Here is a 25025-nt window from a genome sequence, read left to right as displayed (position 1 = left end):
CCCTGCGGGCGGACCCGATCTCACGAATCACAATGCGCTGGGCCAAACAAATGAATTCAACTCGCTCACGACGTGCGTTCACGCTGATCGAATTGCTGGTGGTCATCGGAATCATCGGCATTTTGGTGTCGTTGTTGCTGCCTTCGGTCCAGGCGGCGAGGGAAGCCGCCCGGCGGACCGATTGCTCCAATCGGGTCAAACAGCTGGCACTTGCGACGCAGTTGCACCATGACGCATTCGGATATTTTCCACCGGCAAGGTACGAATCGCGGCCCGATGCGGCCCCATCCGACCAGTGTGGACTTGAGACGCCGACTTGGCTGGCACGGGTGATGCCGTATTTGGAACAGGTTGCTTTGGCTCAAAAATGGGATTTTTCCAAACCCTGGCACCAACACGACGAAAACGTCCGAACCGTCGTCCCCGACGTTTTTCTCTGCCCGTCGCGCCGCAGCGGCACGCAACCGCTGGGCACCCGCAGTCTGCGTACCACGATGATGGGCGGGGGCGGCCGCCTGCCGTGCGGCTGCCCCGTTCCGCCGCGTCCGGTCGACGTTTCGCTGGACGTCCCCGGAGCCCTGTGTGACTACGCGGGCAATCATGGTGACCTCACCCCAGGTGCGGTCGGCGAGCCGACGGATTTCTATTTCGGCGGCAACGGGACCGGAGTCATCATCAGTGTGCGACCCAATTGCAAGGACGCCAAAGCAATCAGCCCGATGGATCGGATCCGGATGGCCTCGGTTCGCGACGGCACTTCGAACACGTTCCTGTTCGGCGAGAAATTCATTCCCGCAGCCGGCTTGGGGCAGTTCCCGATCGACTCGCCGGCCTACGACGGCGACCACCTGCCCGCGTCGTGCCGTCTTGCCGGGCCAGGCCTGCGACTGGCCAATGGCCCACACGACGTGATGGCGGATATGTTTTCCTTCGGCAGCTGGCATCCCGGCGGAGTCCATTTTGCGTTCGTCGACGGCAGTGTTCGATTCGTCAACCCGGAGCTGGACACCAAGCTGCTCGGATCGCTGGCCAATCGACGCGACGCGCGTGTGGTTGAATTGGTCCCGTGACACGAATCTTGCAAACCATCGCGTGGGCAACGCTGGTTGTCGCGTTTGCCGGATGCGGAAGCCCGATCGGACCGACCTCCGGGGTCATTCGATTCGACGATGGGACTCCGGTCACCGCCGGCAGTATCGAATTTCGACGACGAAGTGACGAAGAACGATTCGCCAGTCGCATCGGGCCGACCGGCAGCTTCGCGCCAACTGACCCACAGGGCGAAATCGGGCTGCCGCCGGGATCGTATGACGTGGTGGTGGTGCAAATCGTCATGACCGAAGACTTGGCAAAAGAAGCCCACCGCCATGGCCAAACCGTGCCCCGTCGCTATGCGGACTACTACACCAGTGACTTAAAGGTCGAGATCGCGGAGAATCAGCAAGCCCCAATCGAACTGGTGATCGAAAGTCAGCCGGAACACTAGGGTATGTCCCGCAACCCGTAGCGGAAGCCGCCAAGGCTTTCGACTCGCAGCAACCCGTAGCGGAAGCCGCCAAGGCTTTCGACTCGCAGCACTAGGGTTTGTCCCGAAACCCGTAGCGGAAGCCGCCAAGGCTTTCGACTCGCAGCACTAGGGTTTGTCCCGAAACCCGTAGCGGAAGCCGCCAAGGCTTTCGGCTCGCAGCAGGGAAAAGCCGAAATTCTTGGCGAATTCCGCTACCTCACACGACACTTGCCGGGTTTAGGGAGTGAAGGATGCGAGTTTGCTCCGCTGTTTGGCGAGCGACGTTTTCCATCGATCTTTTACTGCTTGATCAAGTCGACTGCGATTCACCAGAAACCCTGTTCGAGTGATCGCCGCCAATCCCCGTTCTGCGACATCGCGCGGGCAAGCCGCGCGCACCTTGATGACCGCAAACGCCAACGCAATTGCCGCTTCGTTGCACACTTTCAGCGGGATCGGCTGGTCTGCGTCCAGTTGAATGACGGCCGCATGGTCGGTGATGTCCCAATCGATCGGATCGATCTCCCAAGCTTTCATCAAACCGTCAAGAAATTTGAGGGGTGAAGTCCGGGGATGCTTCTTGTTCCAGCGACGAAAATCTTCCAACAAATCAGCTCCCGTGTCATTGCCGTTGGGAGCAAGATCGTCGGCGGATTCCCAATAGAACGGTTCGTGCAGGATATTGCGCGCATTGGGGTGGAACTGCCCCCACACGATTTCCAGTCGTTCCCATGGCGACTTGGCGTCGCGAATCGCAATTCGCTTTTCGCCTGCCGCCTGTCGAGTCCTTTCGGCTTGGCCTGGATTTTCGATCTTCGTCGCCAATATCTTTGACGCGTCTTCGAGAAACCGCTCCACGTCAAAATCGTCGGAGGGTTTGATCCGCTTTCGAAGCATCGGCAATGCCTGGGAAACCTCGTACGCCGCCGTCATCTGTTGCTCGGGCGATGCGTTTCGCGATCCTTCATCGTCGGCGGTGAAGTGTTCGCTCCGGAACTCGATCTTCACACGCTTGTTTTTGCGTTGAAACGTGATTCGCGGCAACGAGTCGAGGTACGCGTGGAATTGGTCAAACAAGGCTTCGAGCGTCGGACGAAACTTCCGGGTCTTGCTGCGAAGACAAGCCACCACTTCGATTTCTTTGATCGCGGTTCCATAATCGCCGAGATGTGAAGTCAATAAGTCTCCCGCATATCCGTACAAACAGCTTCCACCCGAGGTGTTGTAGGTACTTTTTGAGAGATAGACTTCCATTGCACTACCCTGTGGCGTTTCCCCGACCCGGGGATTCTTTTGCCGCAAATTGCCTAAGCCCGTGATCAAATACTTCGAGCGTCAATCCGTCTTCGACGATGATGCAGGTCACGCCAAGCTCAGAGACTTCGCGGATGTTCCGCATTTCATCATCAAAGAATAGCATTGATTCAAATCCGATCCCGGTCGTCTGGTGGAGTGCGGCGAAGTGTTTCAGTTATCCCAAAGCGTGAAGTCGAGGTCAAAGACAATCAATTCGGGCAGCATCGCGGGGGGAATCTCAGGGTTAACTTGCCGGATGAGCCTCTGCACTCCACTGGTTCTTTGCGAACGGTTTGTCCAGCGGGGTATCGGCAATGTGATTGGTGTAGTTGGACAGCACCTTGTACGCGGTTCCCACGATCACGTCCAGCACCGTTTGCTGGGTGTATCCGGCGGCCAGCAAGGCGTCGATGTCGCTGTCGTCCACCCAACCGCGTTTCTGATTGACCTGTTCGGCAAAGACTCGCAACGCTTCCAATTTCGGGTCGGCGATCGGTGTCCCGTCTCGAAGCGATTCGATCACGTCTTGCGGGACTTTCAACCCCTGCATGATCGACGTGTGCGCCGCCATGCAATAGGTGCAACCGTTCAGCCGATTGTTGGTCATCGCAATGATCTGACGTTCCGTCGGTGATAAGTCGGTCTTGGTATCGAAGATGTCCGCGACCGAGCGGTAGGCCTCCAACAACGCCGGCGATTCCGCCATGACAGCATGCAAATTGGGCACAAACCCATACGTTTTTTGGCTCTTTTCCAACATCGGCTTGCTTGCGCCGGCGGATTCGATCGTGTGAACGGTGAAATCTGACATGGTCATTCTCTCTTCTGTTTTCGACCTATTGATCTGCGAAAAACAAACGCGATGCGACGTGAATGATTGTTTGCAGTTCCTATCCGCCAGAAGGTACGAGATCGCCTCGGCGCTCGCCCCTTTTTCACTACCGATCGGCGATGATGGCGTTACGTCCGTGCTAGCGGAAACAAGTCGCCACGGTGACGCCCGTGAAACTACCGAGTCGTCGTAAGCTCCAACACAATCAGCACGACCACCAACAACGCCGCCGTCCCGAATGTGATCGCAGTCCGACCGAGCGGCAACAGGTCCATCAAAGTCAACTTTCCCTTGTCTCCGATCGGATCCAGGTGACGACTGATCCAGCCGGATGCTTCGGCAAACACATAGGAACCGGCGACCATTCCGGCCATCATCGCAATTGCGTCGAAATTCCCCTGCCCGACGGCGGCGGCACCCGTACCGGGACAGTACGCGGACAAAGCAAAACCACAACCGAATAACAACCCACCGATCACATTCGAAACCAGCCGCGTCGGTTTGATGTGGAATTCAACCAGGTTTGCGCGGTAAAGCGAATAGATACCCAGCATTCCGACAACGACAGCGGACAGCATCACCTTGACGACCGTGAAATCCTCCAACAGCAACTGGCCGATCAACACGTGGTATTTCGCGACGCCACCCTTCTGTAGCAAGAAGCCGAAAATGATTCCGAACAACAGCCCCAGCGCCAGTGACTTCGTCGTTCCGGAAACGGAAACCGGGTTCTCGTCCTGGGCCTCGTGATGCGTTTCCGATTGGGGCGTCGTAGTGTCCTGCGACTTATCAGTGATCGTCGACATAATGAATCTCCAATGGGTCGTAAGCTGCCGATCAGGCGAACATCAGCATCGCGGTGACAATGCCGCCTATGAAAAAGCAGATTGCTGCAATCCACGAACCGACGGCCAACTGCAGCGTGCCGCTGATTCCGTGGCCACTCGTGCAGCCTCCGGCCATCCGCGCCCCCAGCGCCATCAGACCGCCGCCCAAAAACGCAACGACGACACGCAACAACCCGCTATCGGCGCCAAATCGTTCTTGCCACATCAGCGGCAAGAGCCGCCCGGTCAATTCACCGCCGCTCCAGGCAGCAATAAAGGCGCCGAACATGACGCCCAGGACCAGCATCAGCTCCCAGCCGACTTTCGGCGGATTGTCTCGAAAATATTTCAGCCGCGAGGTGTGTTGCGGCGCGGTCAAATTGCCTAGCATTCCGGCGACGCGCGCGTAGGCGGTCGAGGCCCCCAGCGGTTTGTTGGAAAAATAGAACGTCAACATCGAAAGGCCCCCGATCAGCGCGCCGACCAAATAGGGCGACCAAGCCGGACCGGAATAGTCCAACAGATCGACGTTAGCCAGAAAGGTCAATCCCATCGTTTGAATCATCATGCGGTCGCCTCCTCCGGTTTTTCACTCGCGAAGCCGGCGGCCGACCACGCACTCCAACTTCCCGGAACATTGCTGACATCGCTGAAACCGCGCGCCTTCATCAAACTCGCTGCGATGCTGGCGCGGTACCCGCTGGCACAGTAGGTCGCGTAACGCGCCTCTTTGTCCAGACCATTGATACGCTCGCGCATGTCGGCGACAAAGTAGTGTTTCGCGCCGGGAATGTGTCCGGCTTTCCACTCGTCTGGCCCGCGGACATCCAAGATGGTCAGCCCCTGATCGGTGACCTGCAACTCGCGCAATCGCTGGACGGGAATCTGCTGCAACGTCTCCAACGGCAGCCCGGCGGTTTCCCAGGCCTTCATCCCGCCGCTCAGATAGCCGGCAAAGACGCAGTGACCGGTCCGGACCAGCAACCGCTGGATCCGATCCAGGTCCTCTTCACTGTCGACGACCAGCAACAAACGTTGATCGAGATCGAACATTTGACCGGCCCACGCCGACAACTCCGACCGCCCCGCGATATTGATCGCGCCGGGCACGTGACCGCCCCCGAAAGCCAGGATCGACCGCGTGTCCAGCACATGAACCCCAGGTTCGCGCGCCACACGTCGGAACTCCTCTGGCGGCAGCGCCGCCAGGGTTGGCAAGCGATCCATGATCTCCGGACCGGCCGCATTGACCTTTTTCAATTGCGGGTAATGCCAGGGAACTGGCGGCGCCTCATCGACCACAAAACGACAGAACGATTCCAGATCGGGATATCGGAGGAACGGATTTGTCCGCCGTTCATACCCGATCGTGCTTTGCAGCCGATCACCGATTGCGGCCCCACAGGCCGAACCGGCGCCGTGGCCTGGGAAGACTGTCACAAAGTCATCCAGTTTCAGGAAATAGTCATACAGCGTGTGGTACAAAGCCTCGGCCAACTCCGCGGTTTGGCCTTCGCCGAGCAAGTCCGGTCGCCCGGCGGATCCGACGAACAATGAGTCTCCGGTAAACACCGCCCACGGCGTATCAGGGCGATCGCTCTCACAAATTTCGAACGTCATGTGCTCGGGAGTGTGCCCCGGCGTATGACGCGCCGTTAAGCGAAACGAGCCGAAATCAAACGCGTCGCCGTCAGTAACTTTCTGCCCGTCAAATTCGTATTTGGCACCATCGCCGCTCAAAAAAATCTCTGCCCTGCCGACCCGCTCGGCGAGTGATCGGCTTCCCGAGACAAAGTCGGCGTGAATGTGCGTTTCGAAGATGTGGGTGATCGACAGCCCGTGCTTCCGCGCCAGCTGTTCATAAATCTCGACATCCGTTCGCGGATCGATTACGGCGGCGCGGCCGGAGTCCGTGTCACCAAGCAGATAGGAAAGTTGTGCGATGCCGTCGGTCAAAATTGATTCTTGAATGAACATGCCTGAAATACTCCTACGTGTTGCTACGGTGGTTAAACAATCGTGATGCGAATAAGCTCGCCGCCCGTCTCTCCAGGAGGGACTGCTTACAGGTGCCTCCGATTGCCTCGTGTCGCTCGACGGAAAATGGCCATTCGGTAAATCACAACATCAACGGCAATTATGATGCCGATTCACTCGCGACCACTCGATCGATTTTCGATCCGGTACGCGTTTGAATGATGACGTCAATTCTGATTGTCCGCGGATCCGTCCTTTGACTCCTCCCCCATCCGAAATCGTGACCGCATAGCAGTGATCCGTCCTCCCCAGCGCGATGACTTCGATCATATCCTTCACTGCTGCGTCGTCCGGTTGGGCGTACGCCCCTCGATTCGTCGCTGTTGATTGACGGTGCGAGCGGCAACCTCCTTCGCCGACTCTTCGCCTTTGCCACGATCCAACTGGCTTTCTTTGATGTGTTCGTACTCTGTACGGCCCGCGCGTGGCGACGAATTTGGATCAAGAGTCAGTTGTTCCAAGAAGCTCGCAATACAACTTTCGTGCCAGCGCAGTGTGGCGTGCGGCAACGAGCCTTGCTCGGCATAGAATCCGACATGACCGCCATCGGGCACGATCGCGCGATGCAGCTTTTGATTCCCCTTTCCGTCGTACTGCCGATAGTCGTCCGTGCTGACAACGGGATCATTCTCGGCGAAGATCAACAGGGTCGGGACGTCGATCTCGGACAGGAGCGGGCCAGCGGAGTTTTCTCGATAGTACTCTTCCACCGATGCGAATCCGCAATGTGGGGCGGTAAACGTTTCGTCAAACATCCAGACGCTGCGTGCCTGACGGATCGCAGCGCATTCATTGTCGGTTAAATCCGCCGGACCATCCAACACCTCTGACTTCATCCGACGCAACAAGTACCTCTGAATCGGCCAGACCGACGGTTTGGACAGGTTGAGCGCGGTCGAACGCAAATCAAGTGGCGCGGAAACCGTTACAGCGCCCACGACTCGACGATCGATGTCCTCTTCGGCGAGAAACTTCAACAGCACGCTACCGCCGAGCGAGAAACCGACCAGAACGACTCCATTGTCAAGTTCACCCTGCGCCCAGTCATCATGCTGTACCGCTCGCATCAGCGCGCTCAAGTCGCCGGTGCGACCGGGATGGTGAATCCCATCCGACTTCGGATCGGCGTCTCCGCATCCACGAAAATCGAGGCAAACGACACGGTTGCCCTCATCGCACAGCAGTTGTGCCGCGCTGACGATGTAATCACTTTGCGAAGTCCCGCCCAGCCCATGCAGCAGGACAACCAACGGCCGATCCGCGACCGGATGGTCGGGGCGATAGAAATCGCCCGCCAAGATATCGCCTGAACCGTCTCGGATCGGCAACTCGACGGACGTGCAATCGAACCGATCAAGCGCAGACTCCGGCGTGGGCCTGAATTTGTTCCCCGCCGTCTGCAACATGCCTCCCAACGTATTCCCGGCTAGAAAGGGGCGGCTAGGGCGCGGCCAGAACGGCTTGTAGTCAGGCAAACGCAACGAAGACGGCCAACGGTTCATGAAAGATTCCAAACGGATCGGTTCCTCAAAAGCTCGGTGAGGTGCATCTCAACCCGAGTGCATCGACCGACCGATGCGATTGTCATGCCAAATCAGCGCCGGGGGAGACTTTCGCGGGACTGACCTCCTGCCTGTCAATCCTCAACTGATAAACTCAGAGCCTTTTCCATCGCAGAAGCACGAGGTGTATTCACTACCTGGCCGCGAAAGGACCAATCAGAACGAAATTTGACCAGCCACAACCCACGCTGTCTGGCTATTCAGCCTCCCATCAACTGAAACGCCACCAGACCGACCGTTGCCAGCGACAACACGATCGCCAAAACCGCGACCAGGCCATCTTTCGCCAACAACGCGACCGCCAACGCGGCGATAGCCCCCCCCGCCAAGTTCGCACTAAACGGAATGAATTCCAGAACGGGAGTTGTCATGGCAATCAGGATGCACGCGACGGCGACCAACGACGCTCCGGCATGTCGCATGAGCCATTGGTACCTTGGTTTAGTAACGCGATCCATCCAATGGGCCGGCTTGCGGACCCACGAGATCATCTTTTTAGCGCGATCCGCGCTTACCTTTCGACGTTCTACCCAGTCCGGAATCCAAAGATGATCACGGTGCATCACAATTTGCACCGCCACCACAATGACAAGCAAGCCGAGAATAACGGGGACTCCAGGGATATCCGCCGGACCTGGTACCACCATGACCAGACCAATGACCAGCAACAACGGCGCGAAAGAATGCTGGCCAAGGATATCCATCACTTCGCCGAACGTCAGCGGATCATGGTAGTCCGCCGCATCCTTCAACTCGTCCAAGATACTTTCGGTGGGGTGCTGTGTTGAAACGGCCATCGACGATTCGGTTTCCATGGACGAAGTGCATCGGATTTTTCGCGGTTGCGAACCAAAGTGCAATTCATATTCCGATTTCTCTACCGAAATCACGCCGCTGAAATGCCGACCGTCGTAGTGGTCGTCTGCCAAATGGACCGGTCTCCTGTGGGCCGTCGATGATCCATCCGGATCAAATCAACGTGAAAACAAATCTACCTCTTGACGAACTGATGGCGTGTAAGGATCGTAGTGGGTACGGTTTGACCGTTGTCGGACCATTTTCTACGCCCCTCCCCACTCGCTCCGACCGTCGTCGATGACATCGTTCGTACGACCCATTGCGATCAGCCTGCTCTGTGTCATGGCCGCCATCGGCCATGCCCCCGCGTGGCTGCACGTTGCGGGTTGCTGCGATCACGAGAGTCACGCTCGACTTACCACGGAACCTGACACGCCCGATAGCGGTCGCTGCCACCACAAGTGCCACCATCACGGCACTGCCGAGGGGCACGTGGCCCCCAATCCGGATTCCAGACACGATTCGGTTCCAAGCCATTCGCACGACGGACATGATTCCGATGCCTGCGTGATCTGCCAGTCATTGGGAATGCCCAATGGGATCGCGTCGCAGCTTGATTCGCCGTCAATCGTTCAAGATCGCGTCGAATTTGCCAGTGTCGCTCGTGTGTCTTCTCCCCAATCGACGTTTCTGTCGATTCCGCAGCCCCGAGGCCCGCCGGCGCGTCACGCGTAGGGTCACTTCGCCTCGAACTGTTTGCCGCGCACCCTCGGTGGTGTCAGCATTCAGTGCCCGGACTTACCAGCCAACACGTCCCGCCACGCGCGGTGCAGTTGGTCAACGGTCCGACCAAACCCCGATCGGCTGTGCCGGCGTGGCGGGGCACCTTCTATGCGATGTTTTTAAGGTGATTGATCTTTGTCGCTGATGCGTTCCCGCATTGCGTCATCCATCACCCACCGACGTTCAACAAGCCACTCCGAAAGCACCAGCTCCGGAGCGTAAGCGGGCCACAGTCTGGTCAACTTGCCTTCGACGCGTTCCTGACCGCTTTCGGCTTCACGCGGTTTCGCCAGCCGCTGCCGCGTGAAGAACTGGTCAGGCGGCTAACTCAATTTCTCAACTCGTTTTTCCAAAAGGAAAACAAACATGCGTAAGTTTAAAAATCGTCGCGGCCAAGGTTTGGTCGAGTACATCATCATCGTGGCCGCAGTCGCGATGATCTCGCTGGTTGCCGTTTCGGTTTTCGGCCACAAGGTTGCTGACCAATACGCCATTAGTGCCGGTTTGCTGCCGGGAGCCCACGCAGAAGACAACTTGCCGGTTACGACCGGATCTTTCGTGGGAACCACCAGCGACGGATCCTCCGTTTCCGGCAACGGTCAAGTCAGCTGGGCCAGCGTCACGGGTAACGCCGATGGCGATGGCGAACTGGAGAACAACGTGATCGCAAACAGCAGCAACGATGGCGAAGCTTTCGTCGCTGACTGAGACCCTAACCACGCCTTGAGATTCCCTCGGGATCACGAGACGTGTCAGTGCCACGCCGTGGGTTCGATCACGGCGATAGAAGCATGATGGATCATGTAGGTTGGGCGGAGCGATCCGCCCAACCTTGTTTCATTTTTGTCCGCTTTCGGTCGAGCCAATTACCCTTGGCCGCCACCGACACTCGTTGTTTTTCGTCCATCACTCCTCTCCGACCGACCATGCCTGCACGAAGACGTTCCAGTCGCCCCAGTCCGCTGCTCAATCTGGCGATTGCGGTTGCCATCTTGGGCGGCGTCGCACTGATGGGATATGCCACGGTGTCATATTTCGGATGGCTCGATCGCCCGCCCGTCGCTGCAGCCAAACCGTCTCGCAAGGGCATGGTCGCAGTGCCTCGGTCTCTCGTTGCACTAAACGCCTATGAAAAGGTTCAACGCGAAGATATTTATGATCGCGACAAGGGAGACGAGAGTTATTTTTGGTTGCCCAAGGCTCAGGTGGAAGCCAACCCCGATTGGATATTGAGGGCGGGCGATGTGATCGGGCGAGTGATGGCAAGAAACAAGCGCGCCGACTTTGTGTTCTCGGAGAAGGACTTTCTGCCGGAGGGCAGTCGCACGGGTTTATCCGCCGGCGTGCCGGAAGGCAAGCAAGGATTCTTTTTGGACGCCAGCCAGGTTCCCGGACTGCGGCTGCTGAAGATGGGGGACCAATTTGACCTGCTGGCGAGTCTTCCTGAGGAATCGGCCAACGCGGGGGCGGAGTACGGTCTTTTGATGGGCGGCATCAAAGCCAGGGGCAACAAACCGATCCCGCTCAACGGCGTCCGCTTGCTGGTTCAGGGCGGTACCGTGGTCGCGCTGACCAACGGTCGTGCCATGACGACGCAGGGTGGAATGGAGTTTCAGCAAACGGACTCTCGCGGTCGCGCGAGCAACAACAATGAACAGGTCGCGATCGCGATCGATCCCGAAGAAGTCGTTCCCTTGACTCAAGCACTCGGTGCGAAACTGACCATCCACGCCGTCGCACGATCGGGGCAACAAACCGAAGTGCCGGAACACGAAAACGAACTCGAGGGCATGATCGCGTTTCCCGCAGCGGCGGTTGAAATCAAAGCCTATCAACGGATCACCGCCAAGGATTTGGCCGAACCGCGGACGGGGGAACCCCGGCGGTATTACTTCCGCCCCGAAACCGTTTCGGAGAATTGGATTTCGTCGGTCGACCAGCTGTGGGGTCGGGTGGTGCGACGTGACATCGATCCAGGGTACATTTTCTCAGAATCTGACTTTTTGCCTCCCGATTCCGTGATTCGCGAAGTCGCCGCCTACGAACGAATCGAAGCGGATGATTTGGCCGACCCCAGCTTCAATGATTATGTCGGACGCGTCGTGGCCAACGACTTGTTGCCCGGTCAACGAATTCGCGAAACCGACTTGCTTCCTGCCACAGCGGCGCCCGGGATCGCCGGTGGGATTCCGACCGACAAGATGGCGGTCACGGTGACGGCGGACCAGATCAACGGCATCGCATCTCTTTCGCGCGGAGATCGTTTCGACATCATCGGCTCGGCTCCCTTTGATTTAAGCCAAGAACTCGGTGGCAACATCCAACTGGCCGGTGGAGTGGCATCTGTAATGGCCGGAAAAGCCGTCAATTCGGTGATCGCGACCGAGGCTGTTGTGGTTCAACACGTCGATAGCAGCGTGACGTTGGCGATTCGACCGGACGAAGTCGCCGCGTTGACAAAAGCGCTCGCCTTAAAAACACCCGTATTTACCATCGCGCGCTCCGGGCGACCGAACGATCCAACCGTCGATGAATTATCAACCCCGGCCTTACCGCCGAACCTGCCGATGCTGACATCCGATGAGGATCCGATGAAAGGGATCGTGCTTCGAGAGTCGATCAGCGGCAGTGACAAAACGGTAACGGCTTTTCGGCGATCGGTTAGCAAATGACCGCACCTCCGTCCACTCCGAAAGGGGGTGTCAAATCATGAAACCGCATATCCTGATCTATCGAAAAGACGTCCTGGTCGACGACGAGTTGGAGAAGGCGTTTGAGTCGGTTTCGTCGATCAAGCCGATTGTGAATTATCGAAACGAGGTTCACCAGGTCATTGAAACGGCTCGGGCCTACCAACCGGCGATCGTGATGCTGGAGATCGGCCCCGAGATGAGTTCTTTGCAGGTGCTGATCGATGAGCTTGGCGCGTGCTCGCCGCACAGTGCCATCGTCGGATTGCTGCAGACGGATCGGGTCAACGCTGTCGGCTCTGAAAGTGGGTTGATGATTCAGGCATTGCGGCTGGGGGTGGAAGACTTCATACGCCGACCGATTTCCAGTCGAGACCTACAGCAGCTTCTCACACGTCGGCTGTCACCCCGCCGCTCCGATCCCGCCAAGATCGGATTGACCGTCAGCTTCCTGAGCAACAAGGGAGGCGTCGGAAAAAGCACCGCAGCGGTCAACGTTGCGGCTGAACTCGCACGACGTCATCCCGGCCGCGTGCTGCTGGTTGATGGCTCGCTTCAGATGGGTGTATGCGCGACGCAACTGAACGTTCAACCGAAGGCCACCCTGGTTGACGCCTGGGAGCAGCGTGACCGGCTCGATGAGCGACTGCTTCACGAATTGACAACCTCACACGACTCGGGGTTGCAGTTGCTCGCCGCGCCCGCCAATGCGATGGAAGCCGCCGAGATCGATGACGCGATGATTTCTCGGATCTTGTTGTTGGCCCGACGTCGATACGACTTTGTTCTGGTCGATACCTTTCCATTATTCGATCGCATCAACATGGCAATTCTGGACATGTCTGACGAAGCCTACGTCGTCCTTGAAAACGTCGTCCCGACGATGCAGATTGTCCGAGGATTTTTCGACTTGCTCGACGAAGTGGACTTTCCGGTCGATCGCCAGCGGGTTGTCCTGAACCGGTTCTCCAAAACAGGTGGTAGCCCGAGCCGACACGACGTGGAACGCTATTTGGGGCGCACCGTCGATCACGTAGTCCCGTATGACAAGCGGATCGTTCAATCGGCCAATATCGGCCATCCGTTCGTAATGTCCCCCAATCGATTCTCCAAGTCGGCACGCGCGATCCGAGAAATGGCGGGTGCGATCGAGCAACTTCGCACGGGATCAACCGTCATGAACGCGATCGGTCGCGTTTCGTCCAACGGAGCGGATGTTTCGGCAACCGAAGACGACCGGGGGGCACCGACATGAGTGACGAAAGACAGCGAATCCACCCGGACGACGTCCGAGCACGCTTGGCCCGCAAATCCTTGGATGTCCCACGGGACCGCCTGCGTTCGACTCGCGAGAAGAAAGACGCTGCACGCAACCGCGTCCCCACCGATGCGACTCCGACGCAGAGACGACCTCGCAGCCGCAACGTCGAGTATCAGGCGATCAAGGGAACGTTGCACGAGCGTTTGATCGACGAGATGAACGAGCAGAACGTGCTTGCCAGGCCGGATGACGAACTCGAGAGTTTTGTCAACGAGTTCGTCACCGAGATCCTGGAAAACGAAGAATGGCCACTCAATGAAACCGAGCGACGTAGGCTTTCCGAGGACCTGATCGAGGAAACACTCGGCACCGGCCCGCTATCGGTTTTGATGGGCGATCCGGCGGTCACCGATATCATGGTCAACCGCTATGACGAAGTGTTTGTCGAACGGTTCGGTCAGCTGGAAGCGACCGACATTCGTTTCCGCGACGAAGAACACTTGGTCCGTATCATTCAGCGCATCGCATCGCGCGTCGGACGACGGATCGATACCTCCTCGCCCATGGTCGATGCACGCCTGCCCGACGGCAGCCGGATCAATGCGACCCTACCACCGGTCACGATCGATGGGCCCACCCTGTCGATTCGGCGTTTCGGACGCAGACGGCTGACGCGGGCGGATCTGATTCGATTGGGGATGTTTTCCTCTCAAATGCAACGTTTCTTTGAGCTGATCGTTGTCTACCGAAAGAACATCATCGTTTCCGGAGGAACAGGGTCAGGCAAATCAACGCTTTTAGGCGCGATCGCTGAAGCCATTCCCGACCGGGAACGGATCATCACGATCGAAGATGCCGCGGAGTTGCTACTGCAACAACGTCACGTCGTGCGAATGGAAACGCGAGCCTCCAACCTAGAAGGCCAAGGCCGAATCACGCAACGCGACTTGGTTGTCAACGCGCTCCGCATGCGGCCCGACCGAATCCTGATGGGTGAAGTCCGTGCCGGAGAAGCGCTGGACATGTTGCAGGCGATGAATACCGGCCACGATGGAAGTTTGACGACGATTCACGCCAATAGCCCGCGAGATGCCTTTTCGCGTTTGGAAACCATGGTGATGATGGCCGGGACCGAATTACCGTCCCGTGCGATTCGCGAACAAGCCGTGTCGGCACTCGACTACATCATCCAGGTTCGCCGCTACGAGGATGGTGTCCGACGTGTTGAACGAGTCGCGGAGGTGGTGGGCATGGAGCAAACGACGCCGCAATTGCAAGACATCTACACATTCCGTCAAACGGGGCGAGACGCGAGCGGGATTTCCGGCGAACATCAAGCGACAGGTGTCGTTCCGCGAATCGCCGAAGAATTGAGCGACCGTGGCGTCCAGATCCCGAAACAGGAGTTGTTCGGAACTGCCTTCTCCGCTTCTTCCGCATTGGAGGATGAGAGGCTGTGAACGCGGTGTTGTTTCCCGCCGGATTGTTGGCCGCCACTGCGGGTATCGGATACTACTGGTACGAGAGTTGGCGGCGTGAACAGGTCCGCAACCGACTGACCGAACAGGATACCGATGACGAAATTGAGTCGCGTCAGCGGCCATTCGCGCGGCGCCATTGGTGGATCGCCGTGGTGGTCGCGATCGCCGTTACGGCCAGCCTGGTCTTGGCGTTCGTCTGTCCCGTCCCGATCGCATGTGCGTTGGGCGTGGTGGTCACGCTGCTAGGTGTTGAACTGGACGCGTGGATTTTGGAATGGCGTCAAAGCAGGATCGAAACGCAACTCGCCGACACGATTGATGTCCTGGTGGCATCGGTAAGGGCGGGATCGTCATTGCAGACCGCGCTCACCCAAGCCGCCGAATATGCGCCGATGCCGATCAAACGGGAACTCGACGAAATGGTCGCCCGTTTGCGACTGGGCGATTCACCGCCTGAAGTCTTTGGCGAACTAAGTGAACGCGTTCCGATGGAAACGTTCCGTTTGTTTTCGACCACCTTGTCGGTGAACTGGGAAGCCGGCGGTAGCCTCGGGGAAATCCTCGCGGGGATCGGGCGGACCATCCGAGACCGCTTGATCATCGCGCGTCAAATCCGAGCACTCAGCACCCAGGGACGCTTGACCACCGTGGTCGTTTTGGTGGTCACTTGGTTCATGGCGGCGATGATGTGGCAAAGCGATCCCCCTCGTTTTGTACGCTTCCTGACCACTCCGACCGGGACTTGGTTGATCACGTTGGCTCTCGTGCTTCAAGGCGTCGGAATCGCCATGGTGTCGAAAATCAGCAGACCGAAGGTGTAACGATGCTTTACGTCATCATGTTTTTAGTTCTGATCGGGGTCGTATGGCTCCTGCTCGCGATGCATCGACGCGAACTTGTGTGGCGACGCTTGGTCAGCGAAGCAGAACTGGAGCCGGATCCGGCGTCTGCGCTCGCCGGTCAAGCGGAAGTCAGTCGCGGCGTCCTTGCAAATTGGTTGTTCCGCGCGGGATACCGGCGTCCGATCGCTCCCCTGCTGTTCGTTGCGGCAACCCTGATCGGGATTTTGGTCGCGGTCGGCTTTGTCATGGCCGTTCGTCAACGTGGATTAATCGACTTGGCCGTAAATCTGCTGTACGGCATTCCGGGCGGGGTGGGCAACGTGATGGTTCCGTTCGCCCTGGCACTCCCCTGGTTCCTGGTCGTCGTGATCGCGCTGCTACCGACGCTGGTCGTGCGTGCGACGCGGCGGCAGCGCGTCGGGGCGATTCAGCAAGACTTGCCGTTAATGTTGGATCTACTGAATACCTTGGCGCAAGCCGGGATCGGATTTGACGCGGCGCTCGAGCGGATCCTGGCGGTCCAACCACCCAACCGCCCCCTTGTACAAGACTTCCGTCTTTTTCAACGCGACACCATGGCGGGCAGACCCCGCGTCGATGCCCTTCGGCGATTGATGACAAGGGTATCGGTGCCGATGTTCTCCGCCTTTATCTCCGCGTTGATCCAGGCGGAACAGAGCGGAGCGGGCATGGCGGCGACATTGCGCATTCAAGCGATCGAGATTCGCAGCCGAAGACGCGAGCGGGCGACCGCGGCAGCCATGGCGGTTCCCACCAAGTTGGTCGCCCCGATGGTGATCGGATTCCTGCCGGGAATTTTCATCGTGTTGCTCGGACCGATGATCAACGAGGCCTTTGGCATGATGGGGCAAATGATGCGAGGAGTCTCCGGACAATGAGTTTGAAACATCCCAATGCAAAAACCCCAATTGCCACCCCGGCACCGGCTCATCGACGCCGAAAGTGGCCGCGTGCTGATCGAACACCTCGAGATCGCCGATTCCGTTTGGAGTCGCTTTCGGGGTTGGATGTTCAAGGGCAAGACGCGGCCGAGTTCGGCGATTTTGATCCGCCCGTGCGGCTCGATCCACACGATGTGGATGCGGATGGCGATCGACGTCGTCTTCTTGTCCAACGACGACACGGTGATCGGCGCTCGTCGGGGACTGCGTCCCTGGCGGATCGCGATCGCACCGCGGGGAACAACCAGTGTGCTCGAAACACCGGCAGGTCAATCCGATCTTGCCATCGGCGTAAAACTGCGAATCGAAGAGGTCAAGCGTTAGTTGAGATGGCGTTCTTGATCCCATTATTGGTGATCATCATCGGCGCCACGATCAGCTTCGGGCTGTTCTTCTATCAAGCCAACACGCTGCAACAAGCCGTCGACGTGGCCGCGATGGAGATTTCACGAATTCCGTTTTCAGCAACGGCAAAGTTAGGGCTTGGTGACTTGGATGCAGACCACAGTGACGTCCTCGTGATGGATGACCCACTGTTTCAAGAACAGATTTACGACGAGGCCGAACTGATCATCTCGGCATCAAACTGGAATCGTTCCTACATCGACTCGCTACCATTATTGAACCGTCTGTTGACCCAAGTCATGATTGCTGATGACTCAAGAGGAGAACGGGTCTACCGCTACCCTGGAGCAATCGTTACGAACCGCAATGGCGTCGAAACAGTTTTGATTCCTCTGGTCGGTTACGCGAGTGATGGCACTGAATCGATTTTGGAGTGGGTGGCACCCGTCGAAGAGATTCGACCAGGTGGTGCTGAGGGTCCATACAGTCTCGCGGCGACGAATTCGGCAGCTTCGTTCGTGCCAGGCATGGTCGCCCTGCGGATCAACTATCCGGCTCAATCCACGACGTTGGTGAATCGAGTCGGCAGCGAAGGGGAGGTCATCGTCGATGCCAATGACTCCGCGCTCAGTGACGGTTCGACCGGCAGCAACTACGCTCTCGTCGTACCGGCCGAATCCGGCGCGGCCGCCACGACGATTCACAGCGGTCGGTTCGGTCTCGGTCGACAAGCCGCCCTGTTTCGTTCCGCGGGAGTTCGTCCGTACCGAAAAGTCATATCAGTTCAGGCGATTTATCGGCGTGAGGTGTTCAATTGAAAACCTCCATTCGTTATCGCAGTCGCCGGGGACAATCGCTGATCCTGGTCTTCTTCGTCTTGATCGCGCTGGTGGGTGTGCTTGCACTCACCGTCGACTACGGGTTCGTCCTGCTGGCGAGGCGTCAAATGCAAACGGGCGTGAACGCGTCGGCGCTGGAAGGACTGCGCGGGCATAACGATTCAAGTGTCACTGAATTTGAACGCCGTGATAAAGCGAGGAAGCTCTTGCGGCTTGCATTTGATGACGATCTCGACACGTCGTCAAACGTAAAGACTATCGGTGCCGGAATCGCAAGCAGCCTGACGAGCGGTCACGGGTATCGGCAAGTGACCTTCGGTGACGGACATGGGACAGCCAACCTGCCCGCAAATCGATCGCACTATGTCTACCGCCCGGATGACTTTGAACTCAACCTCGATAACGAACCGCACGGCGACATGGTCGTTGGCTTCTACGATCGCAACCAGACTTCGCATCGAGAGTCCACGACCCTTGTAAACGACTCGTACGAACGTGATGACTTCGTCGTGAACGAGCCATCGGCTGCTGATTCAACCACTGATTATGTTGACGCATTTCTTATTCGCATGCGGCGGACACATGACCCCCATGGGCTTGATCGCGTCGCCGATGTTAGCTCGAACGGCGGCGGATTACCGCTTATGTTAGGACTGCTGAGCTGGCTGCCAGCGGCCCCACGCGACGGTGAGCATGACTTTCGTCGTTATGGAACGACAGTACGTTCCACTGCGATCGCGCATGCAAGTCCAGCACTTCAAGTTGGGCTGGGAAATAGTGGGATTGGTTTGGTCGGTGTACTCAATGTCCGCATGGATATCGACCAATGGCAGTTTGATTCACCGGTCACGCTCGGAAGTGGGGCTGACGACGCAACGATCTTCGATCAAGCATTGTTGACAGTCACGTCGGTCGGTGAGGAAGCGATGGGAACGCACGATCAAGCGAATGAGCTCATCGCGAATGAGGGTTTCATTATCCTTACCGCGGAACTGATGGACAACGGTGGTTCATCGACCGTTCGGGTGATTGGATTTGGACATGTCGATGACGTAAACATCGTTGGGACGGATCTTGTGTTCACCAAAGAGACGCTGCAACCAGTCGCTGTTACCAATGCGACGGCAACTCTTCGGCATGCTCCTGATGCTTGGGTAGATATCGATGCCACTGAACTACTAGACACGGTACATCAATTTGACGAGTCGAATGAACTGCTGCGTGTCCCCGCCTTATCGAGATCCGTACGATGACCTCCATGACGCAGCAGACTCATGATGGCACGGTCAAATCGATTGTGCCGGTCGGGAAAAACTCGTGTTCTCAAGGCAAAGATTGCCGCACGGTGTGGATGTTCGCGATGCTTCTGACACTGGCGGGGTTGATCGCCTACGAAAACAGCTTTGCCGGTGTGTTTCACTTCGATGATTATCCCTGCATCGTCACCAACCATTCGCTCACGTCGCTCGCCGGGACCTGGAATGCGACGGCGGAGGAGATTCCCGGTGGGCTTCGACGGCGAGCGGTGGGGCGTTGGACGTTCGCCTTGAATCGCTCGTTGCATGGTCTGGATCTGTGGGGTTACCATGCGGTCAATTTGCTGATTCACCTCGCCGCCGGCTTGTTCCTGATGGGCTTGGTGCGGCGGACGCTGCGGTTGCCCCCCGCGCCGCCGATCCTCCGCCATCAATCGGCCGTGCTTGCCTTCTGTGTGGCACTGCTGTGGCTCGTGCATCCGTTGCAGACCGAAAGCGTGACGTACATCGTCCAGCGACTGGAAGCTTTGATGGGGATGTTTTTCCTGGCGTGCTTGTACGGCTTGAATCGCGGTGCGACCGACGGATCTCGAGGTTGGTATGGGTTTGCGATCGCTGCGGCCGGGCTATCGATCGGGACCAAAGAAGTTGGCTTGATGATCGTGCCCGTTGCGCTGCTGTACGATCGCCTTTTCCTGGCAACCACCTGGTCCGACGTACTCCGCCGCCGGGCTTGGGTCCACGGTCCGGTTTTGTGCGCCGCGCTGCTGTACTTCGTTGTCGGCATCGGCAAAGTCCCGTACTACGTCGATCCGCCTGATTCGGCCGGCAGACGGGCAACCAGTTGGGAATACCTGCGCTCTCAACCCGGTGTCTTATTGCACTACTTCCGGCTTTCGTTCTGGCCCAAGGACCTTTGCCTCGACTACGTCTGGCAGATCGCCCATCACCGGCTGGAGATCTACGGAAAAGGCGCCCTGATTCTCGGAATCCTGGCGACCGGATTTGTGCTGCTTTGGCGACTCCCCTCGATCGCGTTCTTGATCCTCAGCTACTTCATCATCCTCGCCCCCAGCTCAACAATCGTCCCGCTGCACCTGGCGTTTGAGCATCGCGTCTACCTCTCCCTCGCCACCCTGATTTGCGGCGTTGTCCTGGCTTGCTTTGGTCTCTTCACGCTGGCGGGAAGCAGAATCGAACGTTGCGAAAAAATGGCGGCGGCCGGGACACTTTCGCTTTCGGTTCTGGCTGCCGTTGCGTTGACCTGGGCGACCCGCGAGCGGAATCAAATCTATCACAGCCAAGTCGGCATGTGGAAAGACGTGGTGCGTGTCAGCCCCCACAATTCGCGTGGTCACATGAATTTGGCCAACTACGCCGCCGCTGACGGTGATCTCGATGTCGCCGAACAACATTATCGAATCGGACTCCGACTCGACCCTGACTTCTCACAATTGCTCTACAACTACGCGTACTTTCTGGTCACACATCGTCAACAACCGCAGCAAGCATTACCCTTCTACGAGCGGGCGGTTGAAGCGGAACCCGGGAAGGCTGTTTTCCATTTCGGCTGCGCTCATGTTTTGGAGCAACTTGATCGCGTGGACGACGCCGAGGCGAAGTTTCGACGGGGTCTGGAGCTTGAGCCCAAGGATGTCATCGCTCACCTGCGGTTGGGGCAACTGTTGAAAAATCAGCAGCGATTCGACGAAGCGGAGGCCCACCTCGAACGCGCCGCACAACTTGGTCCCTATTTGTGGCAACCCCATCGCGAACTCGGCCAGATCGATGCCGCCCGCAAAGACCTTTCTGCCGCGATAGCGCACTATGAATTCGCCCAAAACGCCCCGCGTGTCCACATCCCGGCGATCTTCAAAGCGGAATTGGCCGAACTGCGAAATGAATCCTCGGCGGAGGGCAGCGCCCAATGACCACCGAACTCAAGCCGGTTGAACGGATCGAATCCGTCGATGGGGCCGACCCAGTGAGACCGTTGGCGTCCGCAACACGGCTCGTCGTGATCTTGCCGGCATTGAACGAATCGGCCACGATCGCCAACGTCATCGAGCGGATTCCGCGATCCATTCCCGGGATCGCGTCGGTTGACATCATCGTGGTCGATGACGGCTCAACCGACGAAACGGCTCATCTGGCACGGCAAGGGGGAGCCGACGTGGTTCGTCATCCGACGAACTTGGGTGTGGGTGCCGCCTTCGCATCGGGTGTCGAAGCGGCACTGTCTCGCGGGGCGGATGTGATTGTCAACATGGATGCCGACGGCCAATTTCGTCCGGAAGACATTCCCGAGCTGGTCGCCCCGATTGTGCGGGAAGGATTCGGTTTCGTCACATGCACGCGATTCGCCGATCGGGCGAAACTTCCAGAGATGCCGGCGATCAAGTTGTGGGGCAATCGGATGATGTGCCGGTTGATCAACGCGATCACCGGCGGCCCCAAGTTTAGTGATGTGTCGTGCGGGTTCCGGGCCTATTCTCGCAACACCGCGTTGAAACTGAACCTGTTCGGAAGATTCACCTACACCCAGGAATCGTTTATCGACCTGGCCGCAAAGGGAATCGCGATGACCGAAGTGCCGTTGGTGGTTCGAGGCGAACGGGAGCACGGAAAAAGCCGGGTCGCGTCCAACCTTTGGCGTTACGGATTCCGCAGCCTCACGATCATCCTGAGAGCACTACGGGATTGGCGACCGTTGCTGTTCTTCGGCTCGATCGCCTTGCTGTTTGTTTTCGCGGGACTCGTTTTGGTCGGCTTTGTCGGCTTCGTATGGTTGCTGACCGGCCGGACCTCACCGTGGACCTCGTTAATCACCATCGGCGGCGTCAGTTTGGTGATGGGGGTTTCCTTCGCAGTCCTCTCGTTGGTCGCCGATCAAATCGGCCGGAGTCGGCGAATTCAAGAAGAATTGCTTTACCTGCAACGACGGTCCAAGCCGGCGTCGAACCCCGTAGCGGAGTCAGTTCAATGAGTCGCACGATTGTTTTCGTAGTGGGTAGCAACCGAACCGGAACTTCGCTCCTGACCGAAAAACTCCTAGATCTGGGCTTTCAAATCCCGCAGGATGTCACTTCGGATTCCACAGAATACCCGACTTACGAGAGTGCCAGATTCAAAGCGATTTCCCGGAAGTGGAACTGGGAACAGGCGGAACGATTCATCGACTCCCTACCAGAGGGACGAGTCGTCCTTAAATACCCTAAAGCCAGCTACCGAATCCGCCGCTGGATCCGTCTTGTTCCAGACGCGAAGTTGATCTACGTGTTTCGCCCTCGCGAAGAGGCTGTGCAGAGCCAACTCCAGCATTGGTGGGGCGACCGACCTTTTAAATTCCTCATTTGGTGTGTCTACACCTTGCAGTGGATTCGAGGTTACTTGGCGATTAGTAATTTACCGATTCAAGTTTGGATAACAACCTTTGCCACTTTGAAGTCAAGCGAGGATTTCCAAGTCCCGATGGCCTTCCTAAACCTTCGCGAAGCACAGATCTAAGCCAGCGGGCTCCTCACTAGTTTCATGATTCACTTCTTCATCGGAACCAAAGCCCAGTTGATCAAGATGGCGCCGCTGATGCGTGAACTGTCCAGACGGCGAGTTCCGTTTCGCTATGTCGATTCCGGACAGCATGCAGAAATCACGCGCAAGCTCCGTTACGCATTAGGGCTTCCTGAACCGTGTATTTCCCTACGTGATTCCGAGGCTGACATCACGTCGATGGCTGGTGCGGCGAGATGGTACCTCAAACATCTGGCATCCACATGGTTTGCCCGTCGTCGCCTTCGAGAACAAATTTTTCCCGGCGGCGGTGTCTGTTTGATTCACGGTGACACGCTCAGCACGCTTCTTGGGTTGCAACTTTCGCGAGCGGCCGGGCTATCCACCGTTCATGTCGAAGCGGGTTTGAGAAGCTTTAAATGGTTCAATCCTTTCCCTGAAGAACTGATTCGGATCTGGTGCATGCATCGCGCCGATCTGCTTTTCGCCCCTTCCCAAGAGGCGGCTCAAAATTTGACGACGATGAACGTCCGTGGAAAGGTTGTCCCCGTTTGCGGCAACACGGTCGTTGATTCGCTACGCATGGTATTGAACGAAGAAGAGCCACGCGATGACTTGCCGAAGATGCCCTATGTTTTGGCGACCTGTCATCGGCTCGAAACCATTACCCATCGAAAAAGATTTGCCGATGCGATTCGGGCGATCAACGAGGTCTCGTCAAAAATCGACGTCGAGTTCGTTATCCATCGCCCGACAAAAAACTACTTGCGTCGATTCGGCTTGGCAGATCAGCTAAACGCCAATGTCACCTGCCGAGACATGCTGGATTATCCGCAATTTATCGGATTGCTTAGGCACGCATGTGGCGTTATTACCGACGGGGGCAGCATCCAGGAGGAGTGCGGTTACTTACAAATGCCCTGCCTGGTCCTTCGAGAAACCACAGAGCGATCAGATGGCTTGGGCACAACTGCGCTCCTCTGGGACAGGAGTTCCAATGTGGTCGAACAATTCACCGCGCAGTTGCGAAAAGGACATCGCCCCGCCACGGTTTCCTCCGATCAGCCTAGCCCGACCGCTGAAATCGCCGACAAATTGCTCGCATATGCCAGTTCCCAAATCCAGCGTGCGGGCAATTGAATGGACGTGCTCGATACTCCCGGCGCCCGCGCTACGGTCCAAACCAACACTCGATTCTGGATCTCGATTTCGACCACAGCCGTTTTCGGAATCATCGGAGCGGTCTGGGTCAGAAACCAGTGGACCACAATGGTCAACGTGCTCGATTTCCACCCGATATTTATCGCGGGAATGATCGTGATGTCGTTGTTGCACCTAGGAGTGATGAGCCGTATGAACCAACTGGCAACATCGCACCTGGGCACACATTTGGCGATGGCACGATGGCTCGCTGTTACGGTCGCAGGAACATTCGTCAATCTCGTGATGCCATTCCGTGCAGGACTGCCATTGCGTGCTGCCTATCTGAAGAAGTTTGCAAACTTGAGCGTTTCCCATTTTGCGAGCGTGCTGGGTGGAATCACTCTTATTTCGATCGCCGTGACATCGACAATCGGTTTAGCGGCCATTCCGTGGACCGGTATGGCGATCGGAACCGCGGCAGATTCGGTTCGCTGGCTCCTGACATTGCTCCTCTTGGCTTCTCTAGCAGTCATGGTCATTCCGGCCGATCGGCCGTTTGCCGTGTTCACCTTGAGGTGGGGATCAGCAGTCCAGATGGTCTGTCGTGGATGGGATGAGATTCGGCGGTCAAAACTCCTATTGCTCAGAATCGCCTTTGGTAATTTCCTTCAAATCCTGTTCACCGCTGGCCGATTGTTTTTTGCTTACCACGCAATTGGTCAAGACTGCTCCGCACCCGACGCAGTCCTTTTGGCCGTGCTGGCATCTGTCAGCACGCTTGTTTCCATCACACCGTCTGGACTGGGGGTCCGCGAGGCGGTTCTGTCTGCAGCAGAAGCCGCCTCAGGAGGTGATGCATCGATCGGTCTGATGGCCGCACTGGCAGATCGAGTCGTCAGCACATTCGTCGTCTTTGCGATCAGCCCGTTTGCGTTCGCGATCATCGTTGCCGATATGCGTCGCTCAACCGAGCCAGGAAAGACGGCGAGTTAACAGTCGACTCCCAGACCAAATCTGCTGCAATTTGCATTGAATCGGTGTGGATCACCCTGCC

The 25025-nt window shown here is 57.5% G+C and carries 24 protein-coding genes; 16 read left to right on the top strand and 8 right to left on the bottom strand.

Annotated elements, in window-relative coordinates; translation table 11 throughout:
* The first annotated feature begins 50 nt into the window (after positions 1–50).
* Together H1B37_RS02960 and H1B37_RS02955 are read left to right on the top strand one after the other, a co-directional pair.
* Positions 51–1070, top strand: coding sequence for a DUF1559 domain-containing protein (locus H1B37_RS02960; RefSeq protein WP_182865126.1), 1020 nt, complete (start codon positions 51–53; stop codon positions 1068–1070).
* Positions 1067–1486: a carboxypeptidase regulatory-like domain-containing protein gene (locus tag H1B37_RS02955; protein WP_353620766.1), complete on the top strand. Its 420-nt coding sequence runs from the start codon at positions 1067–1069 to the stop codon at positions 1484–1486. The genes H1B37_RS02960 and H1B37_RS02955 overlap by 4 nt, the downstream gene beginning before the upstream one ends.
* Positions 1487–1744: 258 nt before the next feature.
* Here the strand turns inward: H1B37_RS02955 and H1B37_RS02950 are convergent, their stop codons facing one another.
* The 8 genes from H1B37_RS02950 to H1B37_RS02915 all read right to left on the bottom strand — a co-directional run bounded on the left by H1B37_RS02950 (position 1745) and on the right by H1B37_RS02915 (position 8876).
* A complete protein-coding gene (locus H1B37_RS02950) occupies positions 1745–2761 on the bottom strand; it encodes a hypothetical protein (RefSeq protein WP_182865125.1) in 1017 nt (338 codons plus the stop codon).
* Between the two features lie 4 nt (positions 2762–2765).
* On the bottom strand, positions 2766–2978 hold the full coding sequence (locus H1B37_RS02945) for an HAD family hydrolase (protein ID WP_182865249.1): 213 nt from the start codon (positions 2976–2978) through the stop codon (positions 2766–2768).
* Between the two features lie 69 nt (positions 2979–3047).
* Positions 3048–3620: a carboxymuconolactone decarboxylase family protein gene (locus H1B37_RS02940; RefSeq protein WP_286177351.1), complete on the bottom strand. Its 573-nt coding sequence runs from the start codon at positions 3618–3620 to the stop codon at positions 3048–3050.
* Between the two features lie 191 nt (positions 3621–3811).
* The gene (locus H1B37_RS02935) at positions 3812–4441 is read right to left on the bottom strand and encodes a YeeE/YedE family protein (protein WP_182865124.1); all 630 of its coding nucleotides are present in this window, start codon (positions 4439–4441) and stop codon (positions 3812–3814) included.
* A 31-nt stretch (positions 4442–4472) separates the two neighbouring features.
* The gene (locus H1B37_RS02930; RefSeq protein WP_182865123.1) at positions 4473–5030 is read right to left on the bottom strand and encodes a YeeE/YedE thiosulfate transporter family protein; all 558 of its coding nucleotides are present in this window, start codon (positions 5028–5030) and stop codon (positions 4473–4475) included.
* Positions 5027–6439 carry an MBL fold metallo-hydrolase gene (locus H1B37_RS02925; RefSeq protein WP_182865122.1) on the bottom strand — a complete coding sequence of 471 codons (1413 nt, stop codon included), beginning with the start codon at positions 6437–6439 and terminating at the stop codon, positions 5027–5029. Before H1B37_RS02925 ends, H1B37_RS02930 begins: the two co-directional genes overlap by 4 nt.
* 335 nt (positions 6440–6774) lie before the next feature.
* Positions 6775–8001, bottom strand: coding sequence for a YheT family hydrolase (locus H1B37_RS02920; RefSeq protein ID WP_182865121.1), 1227 nt, complete (start codon positions 7999–8001; stop codon positions 6775–6777).
* A gap of 260 nt (positions 8002–8261) precedes the next feature.
* Positions 8262–8876 (bottom strand): exopolysaccharide biosynthesis protein, encoded by a 615-nt coding sequence (locus H1B37_RS02915; protein WP_286177350.1) that lies wholly within the window; start codon positions 8874–8876, stop codon positions 8262–8264.
* A 1132-nt stretch (positions 8877–10008) separates the two neighbouring features.
* On the opposite strand from H1B37_RS02915, the gene H1B37_RS02910 reads away from it, so the two are divergent.
* From H1B37_RS02910 to H1B37_RS02845, 14 genes are all read left to right on the top strand, one after another.
* A complete protein-coding gene (locus H1B37_RS02910) occupies positions 10009–10350 on the top strand; it encodes a class III signal peptide-containing protein (RefSeq protein WP_182865120.1) in 342 nt (113 codons plus the stop codon).
* Positions 10351–10568: 218 nt separating this feature from the next.
* Positions 10569–12314 (top strand): CpaB family protein, encoded by a 1746-nt coding sequence (locus H1B37_RS02905; protein ID WP_182865119.1) that lies wholly within the window; start codon positions 10569–10571, stop codon positions 12312–12314.
* A 37-nt stretch (positions 12315–12351) separates the two neighbouring features.
* Positions 12352–13587 (top strand): CpaE/TadZ family protein, encoded by a 1236-nt coding sequence (locus H1B37_RS02900; protein ID WP_182865118.1) that lies wholly within the window; start codon positions 12352–12354, stop codon positions 13585–13587.
* Entirely contained in the window at positions 13584–15053 is a 1470-nt protein-coding gene (locus H1B37_RS02895; RefSeq protein WP_182865117.1) for a TadA family conjugal transfer-associated ATPase, read from the top strand. The genes H1B37_RS02900 and H1B37_RS02895 overlap by 4 nt, the downstream gene beginning before the upstream one ends.
* Positions 15050–15895 carry a type II secretion system F family protein gene (locus H1B37_RS02890; RefSeq protein ID WP_182865116.1) on the top strand — a complete coding sequence of 282 codons (846 nt, stop codon included), beginning with the start codon at positions 15050–15052 and terminating at the stop codon, positions 15893–15895. Before H1B37_RS02895 ends, H1B37_RS02890 begins: the two co-directional genes overlap by 4 nt.
* Before the next feature lie 2 nt (positions 15896–15897).
* Complete coding sequence (locus H1B37_RS02885; protein ID WP_182865115.1) at positions 15898–16815, top strand: type II secretion system F family protein; 918 nt, start codon at positions 15898–15900, stop codon at positions 16813–16815.
* 15 nt (positions 16816–16830) lie between these two features.
* Entirely contained in the window at positions 16831–17202 is a 372-nt protein-coding gene (locus tag H1B37_RS02880) for a DUF192 domain-containing protein (RefSeq protein ID WP_182865114.1), read from the top strand.
* Between the two features lie 14 nt (positions 17203–17216).
* A complete protein-coding gene (locus H1B37_RS02875; protein ID WP_220498007.1) occupies positions 17217–18041 on the top strand; it encodes a TadE/TadG family type IV pilus assembly protein in 825 nt (274 codons plus the stop codon).
* A complete protein-coding gene (locus H1B37_RS02870; RefSeq protein WP_182865112.1) occupies positions 18038–19315 on the top strand; it encodes a TadE/TadG family type IV pilus assembly protein in 1278 nt (425 codons plus the stop codon). The genes H1B37_RS02875 and H1B37_RS02870 overlap by 4 nt, the downstream gene beginning before the upstream one ends.
* A 5-nt stretch (positions 19316–19320) precedes the next feature.
* Positions 19321–21249, top strand: a complete 1929-nt coding sequence (locus tag H1B37_RS02865) for a tetratricopeptide repeat protein (protein ID WP_182865111.1) — start codon at positions 19321–19323, stop codon at positions 21247–21249.
* Positions 21246–22304: a glycosyltransferase family 2 protein gene (locus tag H1B37_RS02860; RefSeq protein WP_182865110.1), complete on the top strand. Its 1059-nt coding sequence runs from the start codon at positions 21246–21248 to the stop codon at positions 22302–22304. The genes H1B37_RS02865 and H1B37_RS02860 overlap by 4 nt, the downstream gene beginning before the upstream one ends.
* On the top strand, positions 22301–22825 hold the full coding sequence (locus H1B37_RS02855) for a sulfotransferase (RefSeq protein ID WP_182865109.1): 525 nt from the start codon (positions 22301–22303) through the stop codon (positions 22823–22825). The genes H1B37_RS02860 and H1B37_RS02855 overlap by 4 nt, the downstream gene beginning before the upstream one ends.
* A gap of 24 nt (positions 22826–22849) precedes the next feature.
* Positions 22850–23968 carry a UDP-N-acetylglucosamine 2-epimerase gene (locus H1B37_RS02850; RefSeq protein ID WP_182865108.1) on the top strand — a complete coding sequence of 373 codons (1119 nt, stop codon included), beginning with the start codon at positions 22850–22852 and terminating at the stop codon, positions 23966–23968.
* A complete protein-coding gene (locus H1B37_RS02845) occupies positions 23969–24964 on the top strand; it encodes a lysylphosphatidylglycerol synthase transmembrane domain-containing protein (RefSeq protein ID WP_182865107.1) in 996 nt (331 codons plus the stop codon).
* Positions 24965–25025: the final 61 nt, after the last annotated feature.

The organism is Stieleria mannarensis (genome assembly GCF_014154935.1).
GTDB classification, from domain to species: Bacteria; Planctomycetota; Planctomycetia; order Pirellulales; family Pirellulaceae; genus Stieleria; species Stieleria mannarensis.
This window is presented reverse-complemented; position numbering and strand designations above follow the sequence as displayed.